Origin of the sequence: Paenibacillus amylolyticus (assembly GCF_050990605.1) — a bacterium.
GTDB lineage: Bacteria > Bacillota > Bacilli > Paenibacillales > Paenibacillaceae > Paenibacillus > Paenibacillus amylolyticus_H.
Genome location: NZ_CP158832.1, coordinates 1,083,801 through 1,105,326 on the forward strand (window position 1 = coordinate 1,083,801; position 21,526 = coordinate 1,105,326).

Below are 21,526 nucleotides of genomic sequence, written 5' to 3' on the forward strand. Positions count from 1 at the left end.
GTCCTGAAGAACCCCGTGCGGCGTTTAATATTTCGATTAATAAGTTAATGTGTGGAGACGACATCGGTTCAGATCAGACTATATGGGGTTCGACTTATTGAGCTGTCCCTGATGTAACTGATAGTAAAATCCTTGTTGCTGCATCAATTCATCATGGCTTCCCCGTTCAGCGATCTGTCCTTCATCAATGACGAGAATCTGATCGGCTTCACGTATCGTGCTGAGCCTGTGAGCGATGACAAAGCTGGTGCGGTCTTTCATTAAAGTGCGCATCGCTTCTTGGATCTTCATCTCTGTACGCGTATCGATGCTGCTCGTTGCCTCATCCAGAATAAGAATGGCCGGATCCGCCAGAATTGCCCGGGCAATGGTCAGCAGCTGTCGCTGTCCCTGACTCAGATTGCTTCCCCCGGAAATAATGGGGGTGTCGTAGCCCTGTGGCAGTTTGCGGATGAACGAATGTGCATTCGCAAGCGTAGCTGCTTGCCTAATCTGTTCATCGGTTGCGTCCGGCTTGCCATAGGCGAGGTTGTCGCGAATGGTACCCGAGAACAGGTAGGCATCCTGAAGTACAATGCCGAGTTGCCGACGGAGTTGATCCTTCTCCAGTTCCGAAATGTCACATCCATCGATGGTGATCCGTCCGCCTGTAATCTCATAGAAGCGGGGTAACAGGTTGATAATGGTCGTTTTGCCCGCACCGGTGGGACCAACAAGTGCAATCATCTCACCTGGTTTTGCAGTAAAGCTAACCTTCTTCAGAATGTCTCGCTCTGCACTGTACCCGAAGGAGACGTCTTCAAATACAACTTTACCTTGAATCTGGTCCAGTTGTTTCTTCTGTTCCTCCACGTATTCACCAGGCGTATCCATGATGTGAAACACACGTTCAGCACCTGCAATGGCAGCCTGAATCAGATTATACTGATTGGCCAGATCGCTCAGCGGTCGCTCAATCTGACGGGAGTATGCAAGAAAACTGACGATCAATCCGATGGATGTCAGATCATGATAAGCCATCCATCCACCCACAGAAGCTAGTATGGCAAACCCGATATTGTTCATCACGTTCATCGTAGGGCCAACCAAACCCGAAACAGTCTGGGCCTGTGTGCTGGAGGTGCGCAGTTTCTCGTTCAGGTTCTTGAAATGTTGATGTGCCTGATCCTGACGGTTATAAGCCGCTACGACTTTCTGTCCGGCAATGGTTTCTTGAGCATATCCATTAAGCTCACCAAGTAGTTTCTGCTGGCCCGTGAAGTGTTTGCGAGTTCTTGAAGCGATTAGACGAGTAGCAATGGTTATTAAGGGTACCGTTATCAGACTGAGCAGTGTAAGCCGAACATCGAGTGCAAACATGATCGACAAGGAGCCAACGAGCAGAATGGCACTGGACATCAATTGGGTTACGCTTTGATTCAGCGTTGTAGATACGTTATCAATATCATTGGTGGCTCGGCTCATCAGATCCCCGCTTTGATTTTTATCAAAAAACTGGACAGGCAGCTCCTGTAGTCGGGAGAACAACGCGTGTCGCAGATCCTTAACGGTCAGTTGGGACACACCAATCATGACATAGGATTGAGCCCACATCAGGAGTGAGCCAAGGACATAAACACTCAGCAAGAGGAGACATTCCTTCAGCAAACCCGCTGTTACTTTGGGCAAGATATGTTCGTTAACGGCACGTCCGAGAAGATAAGGTCCTGCCAGATTCAGGAATGTTCCGAGAGCGGTCAGCACTAATGCAGCAATGACGCCTTTGCGGTGACGTCCCATGTAGGACCATACTCTAATCAGGGCGTGGCGAGCATTCTTGGCTCTGACTTTGGGAACAGGTCCTCTGCTCGCTGGTCCGGGTCTTCCGATGGGAGGCACGACCGTTTGTTGCATGGAGGAAGAGGCAGGTTTAGCCAAATTGAACATCCTCCTTCCGTTGCTGCGAATAATAGATGGCTTGGTAGTGTGATGAATGAGCCATAAGATCATCATGTGTGCCCCTGGCAACGATCTGTCCTTCATCAATGACATATATACAGTCTGCATCTTTCACGGAAGAGATCCGCTGTGCAATCAAAAAGGTCGTGCTGTCTTGCATCAAGGATTGCAAAGCCTTCTGAATACTTGCTTCCGTGCGCAGATCCACAGCACTGGTGCTATCATCCAGAATCAGCACTTCCGGTCGCATAAGCAGGGCGCGTGCAATGGATATACGTTGTTTCTGCCCACCGGACAGATTGACCCCGCGCTGACCCAGTTCCGTGTCATACCCGTCTTTCAGTTTCATAATAAAATCATCCGCAGCCGCAGCCCGTGCCGCAGCACGCAATTCAGCATCCGTTGCACCGGGCCGGCCGAAGCATATGTTATCCCGGATGCTGCCGCTGAACAGAATGGATTCCTGGAGCACAATGGACACACGGCTGCGAAGATCCTGAAGATCCCAGTGACGAACGTTCACTCCATTTACGAGCACTTCACCTTGCGAAGCATCATACAGTCGGGGAATTAGCTGCACCAGCGAGGTTTTGCCTGAACCTGTTGAACCGATCAGAGCCACTTTCTCACCCGGACGAGCTACCAGGTTAATGCTGGTAAGTGCATGGTCTCCGTCATAACGGAAAGATACGTCTCTGAACTCCACTTGACCGCCTGTGTGCGAGGGAAGGGGGGACGATCGGTATGAGTTCTGATCACGGATAGAAGACAGTGACTGTATTTTCCCGGAATTATCGGTTCCCGATTGAATATCCGGCTGTGAATGTAACACTTCGTTGATCCGTGAAGCAGATACCTTGGCGCGGGAGAAACTCATCATCATCATGCCGATTGACGTGAGGGACGAGAGTACAACCGTGACATAGTTGATAAAAGCAATCAGATCTCCGGCAGCAATATCGCCTCCGACTACCTGGAAACCTCCGAACCACAGCACCGCTACAATGGTAGCGTTCAGCATCAAGCTGAGAACGGGTGCATTCAGCGTGACAATACGCCAAGCTTTGACGGCGGTTGTAGTATAATCTTCGTTGGATTGCTTGAACCGCTTTTTCTCCAGACGTGCACGTGCAAATGCCTTGACGACACGAATGCCAGCAAGATTCTCCTGGAGCACAGCGTTGACCTGATCAAGCTTGCTCTGCACACTGGCGAACAGCGGATAGGATGCTTTTATCAGAATAAATAAAATAATAAACAGTATCGGCACGGTGGCAATAAGAATCAAAGCCAGTTTCACACTGATCGTAAACGCCATGATGATACTACCGATGATCAGCATCGGCGAACGGATGAACATCCGCAGCAGCATCTGCACAAAAGTTTGCATCTGGGTAATGTCACTGGTCAGACGCGTGATCAGAGATCCTTCCTGAAACGTATCCAGATTGCGGAAAGAGAAGGTCTGAATATGGTCAAACAGTTCCTGACGCAGATCCGTGCCGTATCCCACGGCAGCTTTGCTTGAATAGAGTGTACAGCCTGCGCCGCCAACCCAGCCGATTAACGCAACAAGTAGCATGATCAGACCTGTAGTCACGATATGGGGCAGGTTCCCTGCAAGTACACCATCATCCACGATGCTGGACATCAGCTTGGGCTGGAGCAGGTCCATGGCAACCTCAAGTACCATGAGCAGCGGGGCGATGATCGCCGCCGATTTATACGGGGTCAAGAATCGTTTTAACGTCCACAATTAGGAAATCACCTCAATTTTTAATGCGTAAATGGAATCCATTTCATCCTGTTTCAATCACGTTTGTATTACCTCACGCTTCGCGCAGGTTTTGGAGCATACGTTGTGCAAGTAGAGACATAATACGGGATTCTTCCGGTGTAAAACCTTTCTGGGCTTGCTGTTCCAACTCCTGAATCACTTCTCTCAATTCTTGCAGCACGGAGCGTCCCTGATCCGTCAGGTATACCCGCAGACTGCGCAGATCCTTCGGGTCTGCTTCACGTCTCACATAACCGGATGATTCCATGCGCTTGAGCATAACGGTTACCGTGGCGGGACTGCGCTGAAGTTGTTCGGCCAGATTTTTCTGGGATTGGCCATCTTCCCGTTCGAGCTGGAACAACAAAGGGGGCTGCCCCGGGTATAACTCGGGATGATTCACAAGTTTCTCATGAACCTTGTAGCGTTTCAGTTTCACGAGCTCGGATAGCTGTCCCATTAACCGATCGTTTTGGACTGGGTTCATATCATCCGCTCCATTCATATCTTTTTAGAGGTAGTTCAAAAAGTCCACTTTTGATTACGAATGATGCCTAGCGGCATCATCAGCATCGAATATAAAATTCAGCCGAAATGTCCGTTGCTCACGTAGTTTGCCTACGCTCCGCTACTCCATTTCTACCTTCATTCCATCTTCTCGGTACTGAAAACTGGACTTTTTGAACACGCACATTTAGTTAGTTGACTAACTAAATTTTAAGTTTGATTTGACATACCGTCAAGTGAATACAGATCATTTATTTTGGACTGGAAATATTGACCTGAGATAAAATGATATGATAAATTGATATTATCTAAATGTTAATAACAAAACGTTAATAACAGAATGGGGTTTGTATAGGATGACTTACGAAGGTTCCTCTGGAGGAAAAGCACCTGATTACCGGGAGCATCAGGATCAGGCACATATCAGTGAAGAACAGTTTTTGGACAGCTATGATGCTGGCGATTACGAACGTCCTTCCGTCACCGTGGACATGTTGGTATTTACAATTCGCAGTGAAGCTCAGGAGAATTATCGCAAGCTCGCGGAACCCGAACTCCAGTTGCTGCTGATTCGGCGGGGTGGCCATCCCTATCTGGGACAGTGGGCGTTACCAGGCGGGTTTGTCTCCATGCAGGAATCATTGGAAGATGCTGCTCGGCGGGAATTGCTGACGGAGACGGGGCTGGATGATATTTATCTGGAGCAACTGTACACCTGGGGAGATGTGGAGCGAGATCCGCGTACACGGGTTATCAGCTGTTCCTATATGGCGCTGGTCGATAGCAGCGAGCTGGAGCTTCAGGCTGGCGATGATGCCAGTGAGGCCAGTTGGTTTCGGGTAGAGCAGCGTCTTCTGGAAGAGAAGCGCCATATCCATGAGCGTGGACGTGTGACAGAACGCAGATTGCAGTTGATTTTGACCAATGGAACAGAAGAGTTGTCGGCCATTGTTGAGACAAAAGAAACGATAGAAGGAAAGGTGCGGAGCCATCATGTGACGTTGGGTGAGGTTCAGGGGATTGCATTTGATCATGCCAAAATCATTCATTATGCGCTTGAACGTCTGCGATCCAAGATCGAATACACGGATATTGCATTCAATCTGATGCCGGAGACGTTCACACTGACTGCACTTCAGAAAGTACATGAGATCATCAGTGGCAAAAAACTGCTGGCGGCCGCTTTCCGGCGCAAAATCGCCGATTGGGTTATTGAGACAGGAGAGTATGCGAGCAGTGCCGGTCATCGACCATCACGTTTATACAGATTGAATCCAGAGAGGCAAAACATATAGAAGATGGTATGCATCACTGAAATCGAATGAAGTCATTCAAGACGTTTGCGGGATGATTGCATACATGAGGATCAAGTAAAGAGGGGATATGAATGGAAAAGTTTACGTTTTTCTGGCGGACTGCATCGCCGTTCTCACAGTGGCACCCGGCGGATTTTACCGTGAACGGGGTTCACTACACGAGTGCGGAGCAATACATGATGCACCAAAAAGCGCTGTTGTTTGGCGATCAGATCATAGCGGATAAGATTCTGAAGGCAAGCTCTGCTTCGGTGCAAAAAAAGCTGGGCAGACAGGTCGCAGGTTTCGACCAGACGGTATGGGAAGCGGAATGCAAGCGCATTGTCTACGAGGGGAACCTGGCCAAATTTTCACAAAACGAAGAACTGCTGACCGCGCTGCGCGCCACTCGTGGAACGACCCTTGTGGAAGCAAGTCCCGATGATCGCATCTGGGGTGTGGGACTGGCGGAGGAAGACCCGCGCATTCGCAATCGAAGAACATGGCGGGGGACCAACTGGCTGGGTGAGATTCTGACCCGGCTAAGAGAAAATTTAGGAAGTGATTCAGATGAGTGATCAACAACAGGATAAGAACAATAGCAATAACAAAAATAGCAATAACAAAAATAGCAGTGGGCGTTATAACAACAATAATAAACTCGGTAGATCAACGGGGAATGCCGGCTCCAATTCACGTTCCATGCGGGCTAATATCGCACAGCAGACGTTGGCTATTTTGGATGAAGGGCATTACGTAAATGGGTATGATCGCAAGGTTGGGATCGGTACCGATGTGCAGCAAGCCATCCGAAATTCGGTGTTATACCATCCAGCAGCATTGTCCGCGCTCAGAGAAAAGCGTCGTACAGAAGCTCACGTTGGAATTCAACCCGTTGCCCCTTCATCTGAAGTTGAAGCTGCATTAGGTCGCATTGAAGTTACGGGTGAGACTACACTTGGAGCGGCTTTACGTTTGACCGCAGCTGAAGGAAGAGAAGATGTGGTCTGTCTAAACTTTGCATCAGCGAAAAATCCGGGCGGTGGCTTCCTTGGCGGAAGTCAGGCACAGGAAGAGTGTCTGGCCCGAGCGACAGGGCTATACCCGTGCATCGCTCAAATGGATGAAATGTACGAGTACAATCGCAAACAGCGATCGGGTCTATATTCGGATTATATGATCTATTCACCGGATGTTCCGGTGATTCGTGATGATGAAGACAGGCTGCTGGACAAATATTATGTATCCTCATTCATTACTGCGCCAGCGGTGAATGCGGGTGTGGTGAAAGAGCGTGGAGAAGCGGATGATTTACAGATTGAGTCGGTGATGAAGGAACGCATCCGTTATATTCTGGACGTGGCTGTTACGAATGGCCACCGCACGATTGTTCTGGGTGCGTACGGTTGCGGCGTATTTCGAAATGAACCAGCAGTAGTGGCGAAGTATTTTCATGATGTGTTAGTGGGAGAGGCTTATAAGGACGCCTTTGAACGCATTGTATTTGCCGTATATGATCGATCAGCAGGTCAGAGAACTTTGAAGGCATTTCAACGTATTTTGGCAGAGGCTTAATTAAAAAATAAGGATCTCAATATGTTGAACTAATCATTCGCACGATAACGGAGAGAACAGAAAAAACCTGAAAAAGCAAAGCGTTCGCCCAAAAGCTTTCTTTCAGAAAGCTACATCGGAAGCATACACTATCCCCGGATTTGTCCTTATAGAAAAAGGGAATCGAAAAATCTGGGGATAACAGCGATTGGAAGGTTGTTCTGTCAGCGTAGTGTCAGTGTAAATATGATAAAGGAGAGAGATGGCATGCAGTTTCATGAGAGACAACAGGATTTATTTGATCTGGCAGATGATTATTCGCTTGCGCACTGCATATCAGCCGATGCAAGGATGGGCAAGGGCATTGCGGTAGAGTTCCGGGAGCGATTCGGTTTGGAGAATCTTCAAGAACAGGCCAAACAAGAGCCGCTTGAGATTGGACGATGTTATCCGGTGGGACGGACGCTGAATCTGGTCACCAAGGCAAAGTTCTCCAATAAGCCGACGTACCAATCGTTGACGAATGCGGTAGAATCCATGCGGGACGTATGTGTGATGGAAGGGATTACGAAATTGGCGATGCCCCGAATAGGATGTGGGTTGGACAGACTGAAATGGGAGAAGGTCCGTCCAATTATCCAGGCAACCTTTGCCGATACGGATGTTGAGATTATTGTCTGTACAGTGTGAGCGCGCAGGGTGGAAAAGGATAGATTGCAGCTTGCTGACAGATCCAAAACAAAAAACCTCAGCTTTGACCGGAATGAGCGTTAGTATGATTCATACCAACGTTGTTCCGATTTCAAAGTGAGGTTTTTTTGATTATTTTTTGGAGAACATTTCTTTGGCTTCATCCATGGCCATTTTATTACCGATCGATGAGTAATCGAGCCAAGGTTGTGCCCCAATCGGGTAGACATGGCCAGCTTTGACTGCTTTTAGACCTTGCCAGATCGGATTGTTTTGCAGCTCCTTAAACATGGTTTGGGCTTCATCATCCGAATTCACAACCACAAAGATTGCATCTGCATCATAGTCCGGCAAGATTTCACGAGAGACGACTTGATACGGTTTCGTTGAATCCATATCCGTAATTCCTTTGGCAGGCGTCAGACCGAGATCATCATACAAAATGGGACCCATGGGACGGCGTGTACTGAACACACGTAATTCTTTGGCAGTAACACGAATCGCCATTACGGTACCATCACCAATCGTGTTGTGAATCAGAGATTTCACTTCTTCCGTTTCGGTCGCGTAGTCCTGAATGTATTGCTCGGCTTCCTTCTCGCGATTCACGAGTTTGCCAATCTCCTTCAGGTGGTCGCGCCATGTACCGTCATCGAGGTTGAAGACATGCACTGGAGCAATTTTCTCGAACTTGGCAATATCACCACCGGAGAATTCCTCGTCCAGATAGATTACATCGGGTTTCAGGGCAAGCAAAGCTTCCATATCCGGGTCTTTAACCGGACCAAGTGGCGTTGTATTTTGAAGGCGATCAGCAACATGGGACAGGAAACCTTTGGCTTCGCCGCCAATAACGGAACCAACCGGAGTAATACCGAGAGACAGCAGATCATTGGTCAAGTGGATTGACATGGAGGCAATACGTTGCTCTCCCGAACTTGCACTGTTGTCTTGATTGTTGGTTGAAGTATCCGTAGATGAACCGCCTGAAGCAGATGATGAATTGTTGGCCGTTCCACAGGCAGCGAGCACAAGCACCAGACAGATACTCATGACAAGCATAAGATTTTTCTTTAACATGGGTAGTCACATTCTCCTTGAACATCTCTTGGATGTAATTATTGTTTTTGTGAAAAAAAGATCACTTGCTTCGTACCAAAAGGTACAAAAAGTAAGGTGCACCAATCGCGGCAACCACTACACCTGCCGGAATGGCGTTAGGCTGAAAGATCGTTCGCCCGATCGTATCAGCGCTCACCAGAATAACCATGCCGATGAGCCCGGCAGCAGGGATCAGATACCGATGCATCGGACCGACAAGTCTGCGAGCCAGATGTGGTGCCGCCAGACCGATAAAGCCGATCCCACCAGCCATCGATACACTGACGGCAGACAAAGCCACGGCGCAGAGCAGCAAAATCACACGCTGGGATCGGACAGGCGTCCCGATACTGGTTGCGGCAGCATCTCCAAGATTGAAGGCATCAAGCGTTTTGGATCGACTCCAAATGTACGAGATACATAACACCACCCAAGGAAGCAGTGCTTGCACATGAATCCAATCCCGACCCCAGACGCTACCTGCCAACCAGCGAGCGGCAAATGAATAGGTGTCTTCATCCAAACGCAGGGATAGGTAGAGTGTCAACGCATGGAACCCGGCGGCTACCGCGATTCCCACCAGAATCAGCTTAATGGGAGATACGCCGTTGTGCCGATCATAAGATAACAGCATGATGATCAGGGCGGCAGCCACACTGCCTGCAAAAGCAAATAACGGAATGAATAAGGCTACAGAGCCGTCCATTGTAAAGGACAGGCTAACAAACACCATGAGTCCAAACGCTGCCCCAGCATGTAATCCCAGAATACCCGGGTCCGCCAGTGGATTGCGGGTGATCCCTTGCAAGGCCGCTCCGGCAATACCAAGTCCCGCTCCGGCCAGTACAGTGACCAGGATGCGAGGCAGGCGGTAATCAAACAGTACAATCTGATCATCCGAACTGCCATGACCAAGCAAAGTCTGTAACACAGCCGCTGGGGAGAGACGAATGGTTCCCGTGTTCAGGCTGATCACAATAACGGCAATGGCAATGCAGAGCAGTGTGATACTGACGACTAACGAACGTTTACCTCGTGATCGTGAAGGTGTATTAAAATTCATCGCTACAAGGCCCTCCTTTCTTTACGGGCCAGATAGAGGAAGAATGGTACACCGACAAAAGCGACCATGATGCCTACCGCGAGTTCCTCGGGCGGGTTCACGATGCGTGAGCCCAGATCGGCGAGCACCAGTAATATCGCTCCAAGCAGAGAAGACATCGGAATGATGAGTCGATAATCCACACCCACCAGTTTGCGGGAGATATGAGGGATGACGAGTCCGACAAATCCAATCGAGCCTACTGCTGACACGGACACACCAGCCAGCACAACAACCGCTGCGAGGGCGAGAAACCTCGTCAAGCGCAGGTTGATCCCGAGATTAATCGCCACTTCTTCACCGAGTGACATAAGCGATACACGCCGGGCGAGTGGCATAATCAGTACCAGTGTCACGAGCAGCACGGGAAGAATCAGCTTCAGATGCCGCCATTCGATTCCGCCAAAACCTCCCGCATACCAGAAGGCCAGATCCTGACTCAGGTCAAAATAAATGGCAACGCCTGTGCTGAGCGAGGTTAACATGGCTGCAATAACGGCTCCGGCAACAGTCAGTCTGATGGAATTCAGACCACCAGGTGCTGCCATTCCAAGCAGGAAGATAAGCAGTGTGCCCAGAACAGCCCCCACGAATGACAAAACCAAGATCCAGCCGTATGATAGTCCCGGCCAAAAGGCAAAGCTCAAGGCTACGACAAAAGTGGCTCCAGCATTGATGCCCAGAATGCCGGTGTCTGCCAGCGGATTGCGCGTAATGCCTTGCATTAAAGCTCCTGCAACGGCAAAGGCAGCGCCAATCATAACCGCGGCAAGGACACGAGGCAGCCGCAGCTCATGAATAATCTGATGTGGTGTCAAAGCCGGGTTGTACTGAAATATGGCAGCCCATACAGTTTCCAGCGTTAGCCCTTTGGCACCTAGCGAGATGGCGACAAACATACTTAGCAGCAGTATGGCTATGGCAGACAAAAACGTCAGCCCAACGGTCACTGGAGATTTTTTTGAATTAGACGGACGATGTGGCAGTCCCGGATGTTGAATACGGGTCACTCCTTTGGTACCAACAACGCATTTCATTGTTATTGATTATCATTATCAATTAGTCATCATTATAGAATCTTAATTCAGGCCCGTACATGGCATAAATTAAGATTTGGGAGATGGACATTTTTTAGATTACAAAAGTGAAGGTTTGTTCGTCAACATAGAGAGCGCTTCATCCAGCTGGATGTTGATGGAATATGGAGCATATACGACCCATGAGTTCCAGTCGATGAGATGTACACGTCCGTTTTTTACCGCAGGATGGCTGTTCCATAGTGGATTCGAAGCCATCTCTTTCAACAGTGTTGCCTTTTCATGCATGGAATTAATCGCCAGTACCAACACGTCTGCCTCCAGTCCGTCCCATTCTCCTGGTGTGAAGGGCAGCCAGTTGAATCCGATGCCCGGAGGTTTGTCAGCCAGTTCGCGCTGAATTCGCTGAGGAGCGGCCAATTGCAGACTGCGATAGAAGACATGTCCGAAGTTGCGATGGCTATACATCCGTGGACCTTTAGGCGTTAACGTGCCAACAGCAACGGTAATATCTCCAACGAGTTCCTTCATTTTTTTGCGTGCACGCTCCGCTTTGCGCTCATGTCGATCCAGCCAATCTGTTGCGGCTTGGGTACGATCCACAACGGAGGCAATCTGATGCAGATGACCGAAGACGTCTGTCTGGTTCCAGGGAATGGTGATGATAGGAGCGACATCGCCAATATGCTCCATGGCTTTACCAGTGGCATTGTCCTTGGTCAGAATCAATTCGGGATTCACATCCAGGAAAGCCTGACGTCCCTGTTCCCAAGGCTCGTAGGCGTGGAAGGGCAGCTTCAGCGATTTGGGCATATGAGGCAGATGGCCCTGAATCTGAGCAGCGCATGGCGTGACGCCAAGTGTCATCAGATGGTCCGTGTATGGATAGGAGAGCGACACGATGTTCCGGTGGACCTGCTTCGCATAAGAAGTGGGAGCATAGCCAGCATGGTTCCGGAAACGCCGGCTGAAATAGAATTCGTCACGGTAACCCACTTCACGAGCCACATCACGGATACGCAGATCGGAAGTGAGCAGCAATTCCTTGGCCCGGTTCATACGCAGATGAGTGATATATTCAATCGGATTCTTCTGCATGCGGCTCTTGAATAGCTGAGAGTAATAAGAGGGATGCATGTCAGCCAGTTCGGCCAGTTTTTCCAGCTTGATCTCATGCATGTAGTTTTCGCGCATGTATTGCAGGGTGGACCTGAGCCACTGTTCGGGTTCATCCTGTCCAGCCACTACGTCAGTCTGGTTTTCTTGAGGCCAGAGCATATGTAACAGTTCTGTCAGGAAGAGCTGTGCTTTTAAGTCTTTTTGCGAATTTTCGTTGTTAAGTTGTGTAAGCTGCACGGCAATGCGCTGTATACCGTAAAATGGGCCCTGAATCCACCCTGTAACAGGTGAACTGAGCTCACGTTCGTAGATGCGTCTGGCTTTTGTCTTCTCTGTAGCCCGATACTGATCGAAGTGAATGATATACAGTTCAATATCATGGTCTTCATCTCCGATCAGTTCAATTGAAGTGCCGGGTGTGCACAGACAAGCTGATTTGCGAGCCACATGGGATTCGGTCTCATTCATGATCAGTGTGCCCGTGAATTTATGCATATATATGAAGGTATGATGAGCAAGCTCAGTTGTGGACCAGCGCCAGTTCCCGCGGTTTATGATCTGTTCTGCCTGTCGGAATTCGATCAGAATATCATTCAGGAATGCATCCAGGTCTGCACGGGTTGAGGATTCCTTTTGTGATGTGGGACCTGTCTGCTGATGCAACAGGTGTGGATTTATGCCGCTGTGGGCGTTACCTGGGATGGTAGTCATGGTGATATGCGACCTCCTCTCTTTTGAACAGTTATTAGGTGATGATTGGATATTTTTATATACCTGTAAGACAGGGATCGGATGTGGTTGATCAGGTGTGATGGCTGATTTAACCGGATTACTGCTTGTTACAAGCATGCACGGAACAAGACCTCTTGGCCCTGGTCTGCTGATAATCTTAGCAAATCTACTGGAGAATTGAAATGTACACAGATATGTTCGAGGTGCTGATGAGGTGGAAGTCTAATGAACCGACAACATAGAAAACGTTTTCTGACGCAGGCGTTTCTTTTTGGTAAAATAAAGGGGATACCATGTTGGCCTGATCTGAATCATGAACCTTTTCAACCGAAATTGCAGTAGGGAGGCTTTAATATGACAGAAGTAGTGGGACGGGACAAAGTACGTTGGGGCATTATGGGTACGGGATGGATTGCATCCCAGTTCGCAAAGGATTTGGAGCATGCCGGTAACGCAGTGAAAGCAGCGGTAGGTTCGCGGACAGCAGGAAGCGCGGAGAAGTTTGCAGCTGAATATGGTTTTGCACGCGCTTATAGCTCGTATGATGAGATGCTGCAAGACCCTGAGGTAGATATTATCTATGTGGCAACACCTCATCCTGTGCATAAGGAGAATGTGATGGCTTGTCTGGAGGCAGGCAAGGCGGTGCTCTGTGAAAAGCCGTTTACGATGAATGCACGTCAGTTGGAGCAACTGGTGGAGACGGCACGGGAGCGCAATCTTTTTCTGATGGAAGGGATGTGGACACGCTTTTTGCCCCCGATTGCTCAAGCCAGAGCATGGATTGAAGAAGGACGAATCGGTGAAGTGCGTTTGCTCCAGGCAGACTTTGGATTCCGTATCGGCTGGGAGCCGGAAGGAAGGTTACTTAATCCGGATCTGGGTGGGGGAGCGTTGCTGGATGCAGGGGTGTACCCGATCTCCTTTGCTTCAATGATCTTTGGCGAACAGCCGCAGCATGTATGGAGTGCGGCCAATATCGGTGAGACGGGTGTGGACGAGCAGTTTTCGGTGTTGTTGTCTTATTCCGAGGGACGTTCTGCCTCACTGAGTGCTGCCATTCGTCTGAACCTCAGCAATGAAGCGGTCATTTATGGTACGGAAGGCAAGATTCGTCTGCCTTTATTCCTGGCGGGCAAAGAAGCCTATCTGCATGTGAATGGTCAAGACGAGCCGGAGAAGTTCACGGATGATCGAACGTGTATTGGTTATGCTTTTGAGGCAGAAGAAGCGGGACGTTGTATCTTGGAAGGCCGCATGGAGAGTAATACCATCAAACTGGACGAATCCCTGGAAATCATGAAGCTGATGGACACGATTCGGGGTCAGTGGGGATTGCGTTACAAATCGGAGTAACAGACAGGAGCTGACGTGTGATGGTGAAGATTCTGATATCCGGGTTTGAACCTTTTGGCGGAGATACAGTGAATCCGACGGGAACGTTATTGGAAGCTCTTGCGAACGAAGTGGTGGAGGGGGCTGAGCTAAAAACAGTACTGTTGCCCGTGCACTTCGATGAATGTGCAGACCTGCTCATCGCAGAGATGGAAGCCTATGGGCCCGATGTTGTCATCGCCTGTGGGCTGGCCAAGGGCAGAACATGCATCACACCGGAGCGGATTGCCGTGAATGTCAAAGACATCCCGCCGGGCTCCTACGCGGATAACCAGGGACAACGTCCGGTGGACGAACCCATTGTAAAGGGTAGCCCAGACGGTTTGTTCTCCACCTTGCCCATACGTGCCATGGTGAATGACATGTCGGCAGCAGGTATTCCCGCTGCCGTGTCCAATACAGCAGGCACATATATCTGCAACAACACGATGTACAGCGTGCTGGATTACATTTGTATAGGGCAACTTCCAATCTGTGCAGGATTTGTACACTTTCCCGCTTCAACAGAGATGGCTGTGCTGCAGCCTTCCGTCCCTTCGCTGCCTATTCCCATGATGCTGGATGCGCTGCGGATCATGATCCGAACGGTTGTGGCGGAATCGTAGGTGATGGTTGGATTCGTTTGGCTGCGGTTGCAGCAGATGAAAATGAATTATGGATATGAATCTGAAATATTCAATAAAGGGCCGTCCCATCGTCAAGAATATGACGGTAGGGGACAGCCCTTTTTATGGTGCAAACTAATTGGAAGCTGGGTTGTTGTAACTATTGTTTACCAGTTTGAAAGCACCATATGCAGAACTCTAACGAATCAAACACACGCTATTCGCCGAAAATACGCACTCACCAATTTCTAACGAATCGGATATAGCAAACAATAATCAAATATTAGATTCGCAACAGATCAAGGTCGAACTCGGGAACGAGTCCTTCTTTCATCGCACGCCCAAGCAGTGCAGTAATCGCACCATACCCATCATCACCCAGGTTGGCGCTGAATTCATTAACGTACAGGCCAATATGCTGTGCAGCTACGTCAGGGTCCATTTCCTGGGCATGTTCCATCACGTATGCTCTCGACTCATCCGGGTGCGCCCATGCATATTCAACGGAGGCGCGTGCCCATCCGGCGAGGGCATGAGCATCCATGTTGCGACGTGCGATGATCGCTCCAAGCGGGATCGGAAGGCCTGTGTCGCTTTCCCACCAGTTACCAAGATCTGTCATCAGTTTGAGATCATAGTTCTGGTACGTGAAACGTGCTTCATGGATGACAAGTCCGGCATCAATCTTGCCGTCCCGCACAGCAGGCATGATCTGGTCGAATGGCATGACAACAATCTCGCCTACACCGCCAGGAACATTTTGCGCTGCCCACAGACGGAATAACAGATATGCTGTCGAGCGTTCACTTGGTACAGCAACCCGTCGTCCAGACAGATAGCCAGGATCGGTCGTGCCATTTGCGGTCAGAACCAAAGGACCACATCCTCTGCCAAGTGCGCCTCCAGCAGGAAGCAGAGCATAGTCAGATAACACGTATGGCAGTGCTGCATAAGATATTTTCATCACTTCAGGTGTGTCGGGTCCATCCGGATTAGCCGCCAGACCATTGGTAATATCAATATCCGCATAACGGACATCCAGCTCAGGTGCGCCCGGGATCAACCCGTGCACCCATGCGTGAAAGATAAATGTATCATTTGGACAAGGGGAAAATGCAATTTTCATGATGTAATAACCTCCCGTAAAATGGAACTTGCAGCCTGGAGCGCATCGAGGGCATCCTTGATGCGCCAAGCGTCGCGGTCGCGTGGACCGACCGCGTTGGATATGGCCCGCAGTTCGAGTGCTGGCACGCCGAACTGCTGGGCAGCTGTTGCCACGCCGAAGCCTTCCATGCCTTCGGCGGCGGCATCCGGCACACGGCGCAATAGCTCCGCGGCCGTCTCCGCTGTTCCGGTCGCCGTGGACACGGTGACCGCAGTGCCTCCGCTGACAGCGAGCCCGGCCCGCTGCAGCTCATGGCGCAGGCGAGCGGCAAGCTCCGCGTCCGCCGCCACAATGGACGAGCCGAATCCGAGCTCGTCCACACGAAGGAAGCCGTCTGGCGTCTGCGAGCCCAGATCGGCGGCAACCATGGCGTCGGCTACCACGAGGGAGCCGACGTCCGCCCGGCCGGGGAACCCGCCGCCGATGCCGGCACTGATCACCAGCATGTAGGCTGGTGAAGAGCCGGTCCCGGCAAGGAGCCCCGGCCTTGAAGATGTGGCAGATGTCTGTGCTACATCCGATGGGCTTGGCGTAGTAGAACTCTGCGCCAACGCCCTTGTGCTCGCAGCCGCTACGGCATATGCCAATGTAGCGGCTGTTCCAGCTGCGGCCGAGGCTGGGCCAACGCCCGCAGCAATGACGTCAAAACGTTCTGCGGCCGCATCTCCCAAGCCGCGGAGGACTGCATCTTTCTCCGCATCAACCGCGGTTACAATTAACACACGTTGTGATGAATTCTCTTGGATTGGACTTATATCTGAAGTGTTTATTTCCCCAGTTAAATCCCCGTGGTGTCCGCTATTTTCGTGTGATGCGTTTGGTTCATTTTTCTGCTCTTCATCCTGCCTATGTTCATTCATCGCCGATTCTCCTTGTGAGGTATTAGAAGCGTAGCCTCTGCCTCCATAGTATCTTTCATACAGCAAGCTTGTAGCTACACTTCTTAGGGTTATGACTTACTTCTATATTTCCGTGTAATTGTATAGTTCACTTATATAAATTAATTTCGAGAACATATTGTCCTCTTGAAAAGGACATTTATCTTAATTTTGTCTTTCAAAGAGTGGACACTTTTTCTAAAAAGGTACTATATCGACCCAAGCAAATGAAACACTACATATAGATGTTTTCAGATAAAAAAATTAAAATGATCTATATGTAGAATATCAATTCCGGAGTGCTTTCTCCTGTCCGTGTCCACCCTTTGAAAGACATATCTACAATATGTATGCTCAATGCGGACAGCACGAGTTGGCGCTCCAAACGAACAGATAAACGAGTAAAAAGGCTGAAGATTGCCCCGACCCACTCAACGTAAATCATATATCGACCTTCAGATTCTTTACCAACAAGGCAATCAATCAGATTAAACGCGCACAAAAAAATTAACAAAGATACAGTGATTGTTGAACAATATCTCATCTCCATCATAACGGAAGGGGAAAGACCTGAACAACCTCTGCATGTAATTCTGTCAAAAGCGGTCAAGCAAGGTTTCGGGTAGGCATATCACCTCAAGTAACCGTAACGCTTCGAGTAGGCATATCACCTCAAGTAACCGTAACGCTTCGAGTAGGCATATCACCTCAAGTAACCGTAACGCTCCAAGTAGACATATCACTTCAGGTAGTCATATCGCTTCAATAAGCCTGTGTCACCTACCCTCATGTGAATGACACCTTGATCATACCCCATCCTAAGCCCAAATGACCTGCTCTCCAGACTAAAACAATATGTCAAATATACCATATGTACTATCCTTCTTACCGTACTCCGAATAAAACAAGAAGTCAAAGTCAACGGTTGACATTCTGATTTTACTGTATTAATAATAGTAGTACAGTTAATACACCTCAGATACAGTCATTTAAATCCATAGGTTATTTCACACATTTACAGAAAGGAGGTGCGGGATGTTCGAATTAGATGTACGCAGCCGTAAGGCGATCTACGAGCAACTTGTGGACAAAGTCAAAGAAATGATCGTATACGGTATTCTAAAGCCCAATGAGCAGCTGCCTTCCGTTCGTGCGTTATCCACGCAGCTGACTGTGAATCCAAATACGATTCAGAAAGCGTATCGCGAGCTTGAACGTGAAGGTTATATCTATTCTTTGCAGGGAAAAGGGAGCTTCGTATCATCGTCAGTGGAACATCCAAATGAAGCCATGAAGGATGAGATCAGAGAGTCTCTGGTGAAGTTGATTGCAGAAGCTTCGTATTCCGGTTTGACCAAAGCGGATATGACACTTTTGTTTGAGGAAGCTATGGCCCGTATAGAGAAGGAGGAGCCTCATGATTGAGCTGAATCAAGTCGTCAAAGCGTTTGAACAGGAAAAGGCAGTGGATGGCGTAACGATGCACATACATAAGGGGTCGATCTATGGTTTGCTCGGTTCCAACGGGGCAGGCAAGACATCGCTGCTCAAAATGATGGCTGGCATTTATCGTCAGGATAGCGGGACAGTTCGTATCGAAGATAATGAGATTTATGAAAATATGGATCTCAAAGGCCGCACGATTTTTATGGCCGATTCGCCCTACTTTTTCCCGCAATCTTCAATAACCCAGATGGCTGCATTTTATCGTTCCGTATATCCACGCTGGAATGAGGAGCGGTTCAAGCAACTGGCGACGGTGTTCAAACTGGATGTAAAACGCAAGCTGCATCGCATGTCCAAAGGCATGCGCCGTCAGGCAGCCGTATGGCTGGGACTTAGCTGTATGCCTGAAGTGCTGCTGATGGATGAACCGATCGACGGCCTTGACCCGGTCATGCGCCAGCAGATCAAAAACTTGCTGTTCCAGGAAGCAGCTGAGCGTCAGGTAACCATTGTCATCTCGTCGCACAACTTGCGTGAGATCGAAGATCTGTGTGACCATGTGGCGATTATGCACAAAGGCCGAATTATTGTAGAGAAGGATCTCGATGATCTGAAGGCCGATACGCATAAAATCCAGGTCGCTTTCCGCCACCCGGACCATGCGAAAGCCATGGATGAGCAGATTGATATTTTGCATGAAGAGAAACGGGGAAGTGTATCCCTGTACATTGTCAAAGGCAACCGACAACAGGTAACCGATCAATTCCGTATACATGACCCGTATCTGCTGGATGTACTGCCTTTGACGCTCGAAGAAATCTTTATTTACGAAATGGAGGACGCAGGGTATGATATTCAACCGATTGTTCTGTAACCGGGGCATCCTGATCCAAAATTTCAGACAGCATGGATGGATAGGCATTTTATTTCTCATCACATTGTTGTTCTCGTTACCTTTATATATTGCTACCGAGTACAGAGATGTGCCACAGCAGATTACAAGTTTGTTTCAGGCCAATGGTGAAGTGCAGATTTTGTTCGCTATCACACTGCCCGTAGCGGCTGGAATCTTTCTTTTTCGGTACATTCAATCTGGTGCACCTTCGGATCTGTTCCATAGTTTGCCGTTACGTCGTAAACATCTATTAACGATTAATCTGTTGACCGGATATGCCATGATCCTGATTCCAATCTGGATTACAACTGCGATTACCGGCTGGGTATGGGCGGTACTGGATCAACCTGCGTTTTTGTTCGATGGCAGTACAATCTGGATGTGGGGCTTGAGCATGAGTATCTACTCACTGTTTATGTTCATGCTAACTGTGGCGGTCGGCATGTGTATTGGTCAATCTGTATTGCAGGGACTTACCGTGTACGCGCTCGTCTTGTTACCTGTAGTCGTGTGGTTCATTATGTCACTTCATCTCCAGCATTATTTGCTCGGATATGCTTTTGAAGAAGTGGGCTTTAATGCGGAGAAACTCTCACTTGTCCTGCGTGTGGGTTCGATCAGTAACCTCCCTGTAATCCGTCAGGAGTTAATTATCTATGCTATATTTGCAATCCTGTTTATTCCTCTAACCTATGTACTTTATGCGAAGAGACAGGTTGAATCTGCTACTCAAGCAGTTACGTTTAAGCTTATAAAACCTATATTCCGCTTTGGATTGATGTTTACATTGGTTCTGATTGGCGGAGGTTACTTTACAATGATTGCTCCAAGAGGATCAGCTGGATGGGGAATCTTCGGATATATCCTCGGCGGAATTGTAGGTTATATCGTTGCCGAGATGATTATTCGCAAAACATGGCTGATCTGGAGCAGCAGGCTGCTACCCAAGCTGATTCTATATGGTATCATCGCTGGTCTGATACTGTACGTACCTATTGCCGACTGGAATGGATACGCCGCTCGAGTGCCTGAAATGAGCAAGGTGAACAGCATCAAGCTTGGTGGGGAGAGTTATACCTACAGTAACGGTGTCAATCAGAAAAAGGACGATGCTCACCTCTATTCTAATGATCCGGAATACATGGGGGCAGTTATCGCTCTTCATCAAAAAATTGTGGATTCCGATCTTCCTTTACTGGATGATCCGATTAATACAGGTATGCGTAATGATGAGTCTATATTAATTAACTACAAGCTGGATAACGGCAAAGTGATGAAACGTAAATACTACATTCCAGAAGCCGAATTCCATCAGGAATTAAAGGCTCTGAAACAGTCCCAGGATTACAAAAGAGTCGCCTTTGAAACGTATAAGCTGGATGAAGATGCGTTAAGTTTCGGCATTCGTTCTGCCATAAGTTCATACCGGAAGGTTTATATTAGCAATCCGGAGCAAGTCCGTGAGTTCAAAGCATTGTTGAAGCAGGACATTTTGGATCAGACCTATGAAGAACAGCGCTCCCCGTGGCAGTCGTTTGCTTACGCGGAGATGAATCAGGACTCTACTTCGAAAGATCCATTTCAACCGAGGGAGATGTGGAATTATGAGATCAAACCTAGCTATGATCGGGTATTGGCTTGGCTGAAGGAGAACAAGTTATACGACCAGTTGCTTGTCCAGGCAGATGAGATTGTCTCCGCTCAGTTTGCGAAACAGGAGATTAACAGTCCGGGTTCGCTTCAGTGGACTACTCCGCAGCCAGAATATATCGATGGAAATCTAAGTGGTAACAAACAGATAGCGACTAAAAACAAAGAAATCATTAGTGATTTGCTCAAACGTCAACGGTCTGGTTATCTAACAGAGAAAGATACCATTTATCAGATCAAGTTGAATGTAACTCGTGGCGAGAACATCTACATGATGCTAAAAGAAGAGGATCTGACCGAGGCAATGAAAGCTATTTTGGTCAATCAATAAGTTGAGCTGTATACGTTGTTGATTAAATGCGGGAAGGGTTCTCCCGTTGATCGAAGGGTTGATATTAGACCAGTTAAACTAGTACGACTTGACCAGATACAGTAAATGGAATATATTAGAAAAAGGAAAGGTTCGAGCGACTCGTTCAATCGAATCTCATATGGAACGGCTTATGAGGGAAGCACCCGTAAGAGCAGGCAAATGCCTGACTTGCGGGTGCTTTTTTGTCGTTCGCTGATTTCATTGGCTATTCTGCTAAATATTTTAGAAGAAAGGGTGTAGAGACGCATGCAAACAGAAACGTGG

At 48.7% G+C, this 21,526-nt stretch carries 18 protein-coding genes; 9 read left to right on the plus strand and 9 right to left on the minus strand.

Going from position 1 to position 21,526, the window contains the following annotated elements:
• Positions 1-78 precede the first annotated feature (78 nt).
• From ABTV53_RS04870 to ABTV53_RS04880, 3 genes are all read right to left on the minus strand, one after another.
• Positions 79-1,917 (minus strand): ABC transporter ATP-binding protein, encoded by a 1,839-nt coding sequence (locus ABTV53_RS04870; RefSeq protein ID WP_433751272.1) that lies wholly within the window; start codon positions 1,915-1,917, stop codon positions 79-81.
• A complete protein-coding gene (locus ABTV53_RS04875; protein ID WP_433751275.1) occupies positions 1,910-3,694 on the minus strand; it encodes an ABC transporter ATP-binding protein in 1,785 nt (594 codons plus the stop codon). Before ABTV53_RS04875 ends, ABTV53_RS04870 begins: the two co-directional genes overlap by 8 nt.
• A 73-nt stretch (positions 3,695-3,767) precedes the next feature.
• Positions 3,768-4,202, minus strand: a complete 435-nt coding sequence (locus ABTV53_RS04880) for a MarR family winged helix-turn-helix transcriptional regulator (RefSeq protein ID WP_433751278.1) — start codon at positions 4,200-4,202, stop codon at positions 3,768-3,770.
• A gap of 376 nt (positions 4,203-4,578) precedes the next feature.
• Here ABTV53_RS04880 and ABTV53_RS04885 point away from each other — a divergent pair, with 376 nt between their 5' ends.
• The 4 genes from ABTV53_RS04885 (at position 4,579) to ABTV53_RS04900 (ending at position 7,761) form a co-directional block, all read left to right on the plus strand.
• Positions 4,579-5,517, plus strand: a complete 939-nt coding sequence (locus ABTV53_RS04885) for an NUDIX hydrolase (protein WP_433751280.1) — start codon at positions 4,579-4,581, stop codon at positions 5,515-5,517.
• Between the two features lie 92 nt (positions 5,518-5,609).
• Positions 5,610-6,095 carry an NADAR family protein gene (locus tag ABTV53_RS04890; protein WP_433751282.1) on the plus strand — a complete coding sequence of 162 codons (486 nt, stop codon included), beginning with the start codon at positions 5,610-5,612 and terminating at the stop codon, positions 6,093-6,095.
• Positions 6,096-6,219: 124 nt separating this feature from the next.
• Positions 6,220-7,092 (plus strand): TIGR02452 family protein, encoded by an 873-nt coding sequence (locus ABTV53_RS04895; RefSeq protein WP_433754066.1) that lies wholly within the window; start codon positions 6,220-6,222, stop codon positions 7,090-7,092.
• Positions 7,093-7,338: 246 nt separating this feature from the next.
• Positions 7,339-7,761, plus strand: coding sequence for a macro domain-containing protein (locus ABTV53_RS04900; protein ID WP_433751284.1), 423 nt, complete (start codon positions 7,339-7,341; stop codon positions 7,759-7,761).
• Positions 7,762-7,893: 132 nt separating this feature from the next.
• Here the strand turns inward: ABTV53_RS04900 and ABTV53_RS04905 are convergent, their stop codons facing one another.
• The 4 genes from ABTV53_RS04905 to ABTV53_RS04920 all read right to left on the minus strand — a co-directional run bounded on the left by ABTV53_RS04905 (position 7,894) and on the right by ABTV53_RS04920 (position 12,831).
• Positions 7,894-8,841: an iron-hydroxamate ABC transporter substrate-binding protein gene (locus tag ABTV53_RS04905; RefSeq protein ID WP_433751287.1), complete on the minus strand. Its 948-nt coding sequence runs from the start codon at positions 8,839-8,841 to the stop codon at positions 7,894-7,896.
• Positions 8,842-8,902: 61 nt separating this feature from the next.
• Complete coding sequence (locus ABTV53_RS04910) at positions 8,903-9,925, minus strand: FecCD family ABC transporter permease (RefSeq protein WP_433751289.1); 1,023 nt, start codon at positions 9,923-9,925, stop codon at positions 8,903-8,905.
• A 2-nt stretch (positions 9,926-9,927) separates the two neighbouring features.
• Positions 9,928-11,001: a FecCD family ABC transporter permease gene (locus tag ABTV53_RS04915; protein WP_433751292.1), complete on the minus strand. Its 1,074-nt coding sequence runs from the start codon at positions 10,999-11,001 to the stop codon at positions 9,928-9,930.
• Between the two features lie 99 nt (positions 11,002-11,100).
• Complete coding sequence (locus tag ABTV53_RS04920) at positions 11,101-12,831, minus strand: helix-turn-helix domain-containing protein (RefSeq protein WP_433751295.1); 1,731 nt, start codon at positions 12,829-12,831, stop codon at positions 11,101-11,103.
• A 375-nt stretch (positions 12,832-13,206) separates the two neighbouring features.
• Here ABTV53_RS04920 and ABTV53_RS04925 point away from each other — a divergent pair, with 375 nt between their 5' ends.
• Together ABTV53_RS04925 and ABTV53_RS04930 are read left to right on the plus strand one after the other, a co-directional pair.
• A complete protein-coding gene (locus ABTV53_RS04925; RefSeq protein ID WP_433751297.1) occupies positions 13,207-14,208 on the plus strand; it encodes a Gfo/Idh/MocA family protein in 1,002 nt (333 codons plus the stop codon).
• A gap of 20 nt (positions 14,209-14,228) precedes the next feature.
• Positions 14,229-14,852, plus strand: coding sequence for a pyroglutamyl-peptidase I (locus ABTV53_RS04930; RefSeq protein WP_433751299.1), 624 nt, complete (start codon positions 14,229-14,231; stop codon positions 14,850-14,852).
• A 283-nt stretch (positions 14,853-15,135) separates the two neighbouring features.
• Here the strand turns inward: ABTV53_RS04930 and ABTV53_RS04935 are convergent, their stop codons facing one another.
• Together ABTV53_RS04935 and ABTV53_RS04940 are read right to left on the minus strand one after the other, a co-directional pair.
• A complete protein-coding gene (locus tag ABTV53_RS04935) occupies positions 15,136-15,978 on the minus strand; it encodes a 1,4-dihydroxy-6-naphthoate synthase (RefSeq protein ID WP_076331838.1) in 843 nt (280 codons plus the stop codon).
• Positions 15,975-16,880 carry a futalosine hydrolase gene (locus ABTV53_RS04940; RefSeq protein ID WP_433751302.1) on the minus strand — a complete coding sequence of 302 codons (906 nt, stop codon included), beginning with the start codon at positions 16,878-16,880 and terminating at the stop codon, positions 15,975-15,977. The genes ABTV53_RS04935 and ABTV53_RS04940 overlap by 4 nt, the downstream gene beginning before the upstream one ends.
• 1,053 nt (positions 16,881-17,933) lie before the next feature.
• On the opposite strand from ABTV53_RS04940, the gene ABTV53_RS04945 reads away from it, so the two are divergent.
• Genes ABTV53_RS04945 through ABTV53_RS04955 form a run of 3 tightly spaced genes read left to right on the plus strand, consistent with a single transcriptional unit; the run spans position 17,934 to position 21,220 of the window.
• A complete protein-coding gene (locus ABTV53_RS04945; protein ID WP_433751304.1) occupies positions 17,934-18,323 on the plus strand; it encodes a GntR family transcriptional regulator in 390 nt (129 codons plus the stop codon).
• Entirely contained in the window at positions 18,316-19,218 is a 903-nt protein-coding gene (locus tag ABTV53_RS04950) for an ABC transporter ATP-binding protein (protein WP_036606401.1), read from the plus strand. Before ABTV53_RS04945 ends, ABTV53_RS04950 begins: the two co-directional genes overlap by 8 nt.
• Positions 19,193-21,220, plus strand: a complete 2,028-nt coding sequence (locus ABTV53_RS04955) for a hypothetical protein (RefSeq protein ID WP_433751307.1) — start codon at positions 19,193-19,195, stop codon at positions 21,218-21,220. Before ABTV53_RS04950 ends, ABTV53_RS04955 begins: the two co-directional genes overlap by 26 nt.
• The last annotated feature ends 306 nt before the right edge of the window (positions 21,221-21,526 follow it).

Coding starts and splice junctions, on each gene's coding strand:
- ABTV53_RS04895 (WP_433754066.1), top strand. CDS start 6,220: ATGCGGGCTAATATCGCACAGCAGACGTTGGCTATTTTGGATGAAGGG.
- ABTV53_RS04910 (WP_433751289.1), bottom strand. CDS start 9,925: ATGAATTTTAATACACCTTCACGATCACGAGGTAAACGTTCGTTAGTC.
- ABTV53_RS04935 (WP_076331838.1), bottom strand. CDS start 15,978: ATGAAAATTGCATTTTCCCCTTGTCCAAATGATACATTTATCTTTCAC.
- ABTV53_RS04890 (WP_433751282.1), top strand. CDS start 5,610: ATGGAAAAGTTTACGTTTTTCTGGCGGACTGCATCGCCGTTCTCACAG.
- ABTV53_RS04880 (WP_433751278.1), bottom strand. CDS start 4,202: ATGAACCCAGTCCAAAACGATCGGTTAATGGGACAGCTATCCGAGCTC.
- ABTV53_RS04945 (WP_433751304.1), top strand. CDS start 17,934: ATGTTCGAATTAGATGTACGCAGCCGTAAGGCGATCTACGAGCAACTT.
- ABTV53_RS04955 (WP_433751307.1), top strand. CDS start 19,193: ATGATATTCAACCGATTGTTCTGTAACCGGGGCATCCTGATCCAAAAT.
- ABTV53_RS04885 (WP_433751280.1), top strand. CDS start 4,579: ATGACTTACGAAGGTTCCTCTGGAGGAAAAGCACCTGATTACCGGGAG.
- ABTV53_RS04915 (WP_433751292.1), bottom strand. CDS start 11,001: ATGAAATGCGTTGTTGGTACCAAAGGAGTGACCCGTATTCAACATCCG.
- ABTV53_RS04930 (WP_433751299.1), top strand. CDS start 14,229: ATGGTGAAGATTCTGATATCCGGGTTTGAACCTTTTGGCGGAGATACA.
- ABTV53_RS04905 (WP_433751287.1), bottom strand. CDS start 8,841: ATGTTAAAGAAAAATCTTATGCTTGTCATGAGTATCTGTCTGGTGCTT.
- ABTV53_RS04900 (WP_433751284.1), top strand. CDS start 7,339: ATGCAGTTTCATGAGAGACAACAGGATTTATTTGATCTGGCAGATGAT.
- ABTV53_RS04940 (WP_433751302.1), bottom strand. CDS start 16,880: ATGAATGAACATAGGCAGGATGAAGAGCAGAAAAATGAACCAAACGCA.
- ABTV53_RS04950 (WP_036606401.1), top strand. CDS start 18,316: ATGATTGAGCTGAATCAAGTCGTCAAAGCGTTTGAACAGGAAAAGGCA.
- ABTV53_RS04925 (WP_433751297.1), top strand. CDS start 13,207: ATGACAGAAGTAGTGGGACGGGACAAAGTACGTTGGGGCATTATGGGT.
- ABTV53_RS04920 (WP_433751295.1), bottom strand. CDS start 12,831: ATGACTACCATCCCAGGTAACGCCCACAGCGGCATAAATCCACACCTG.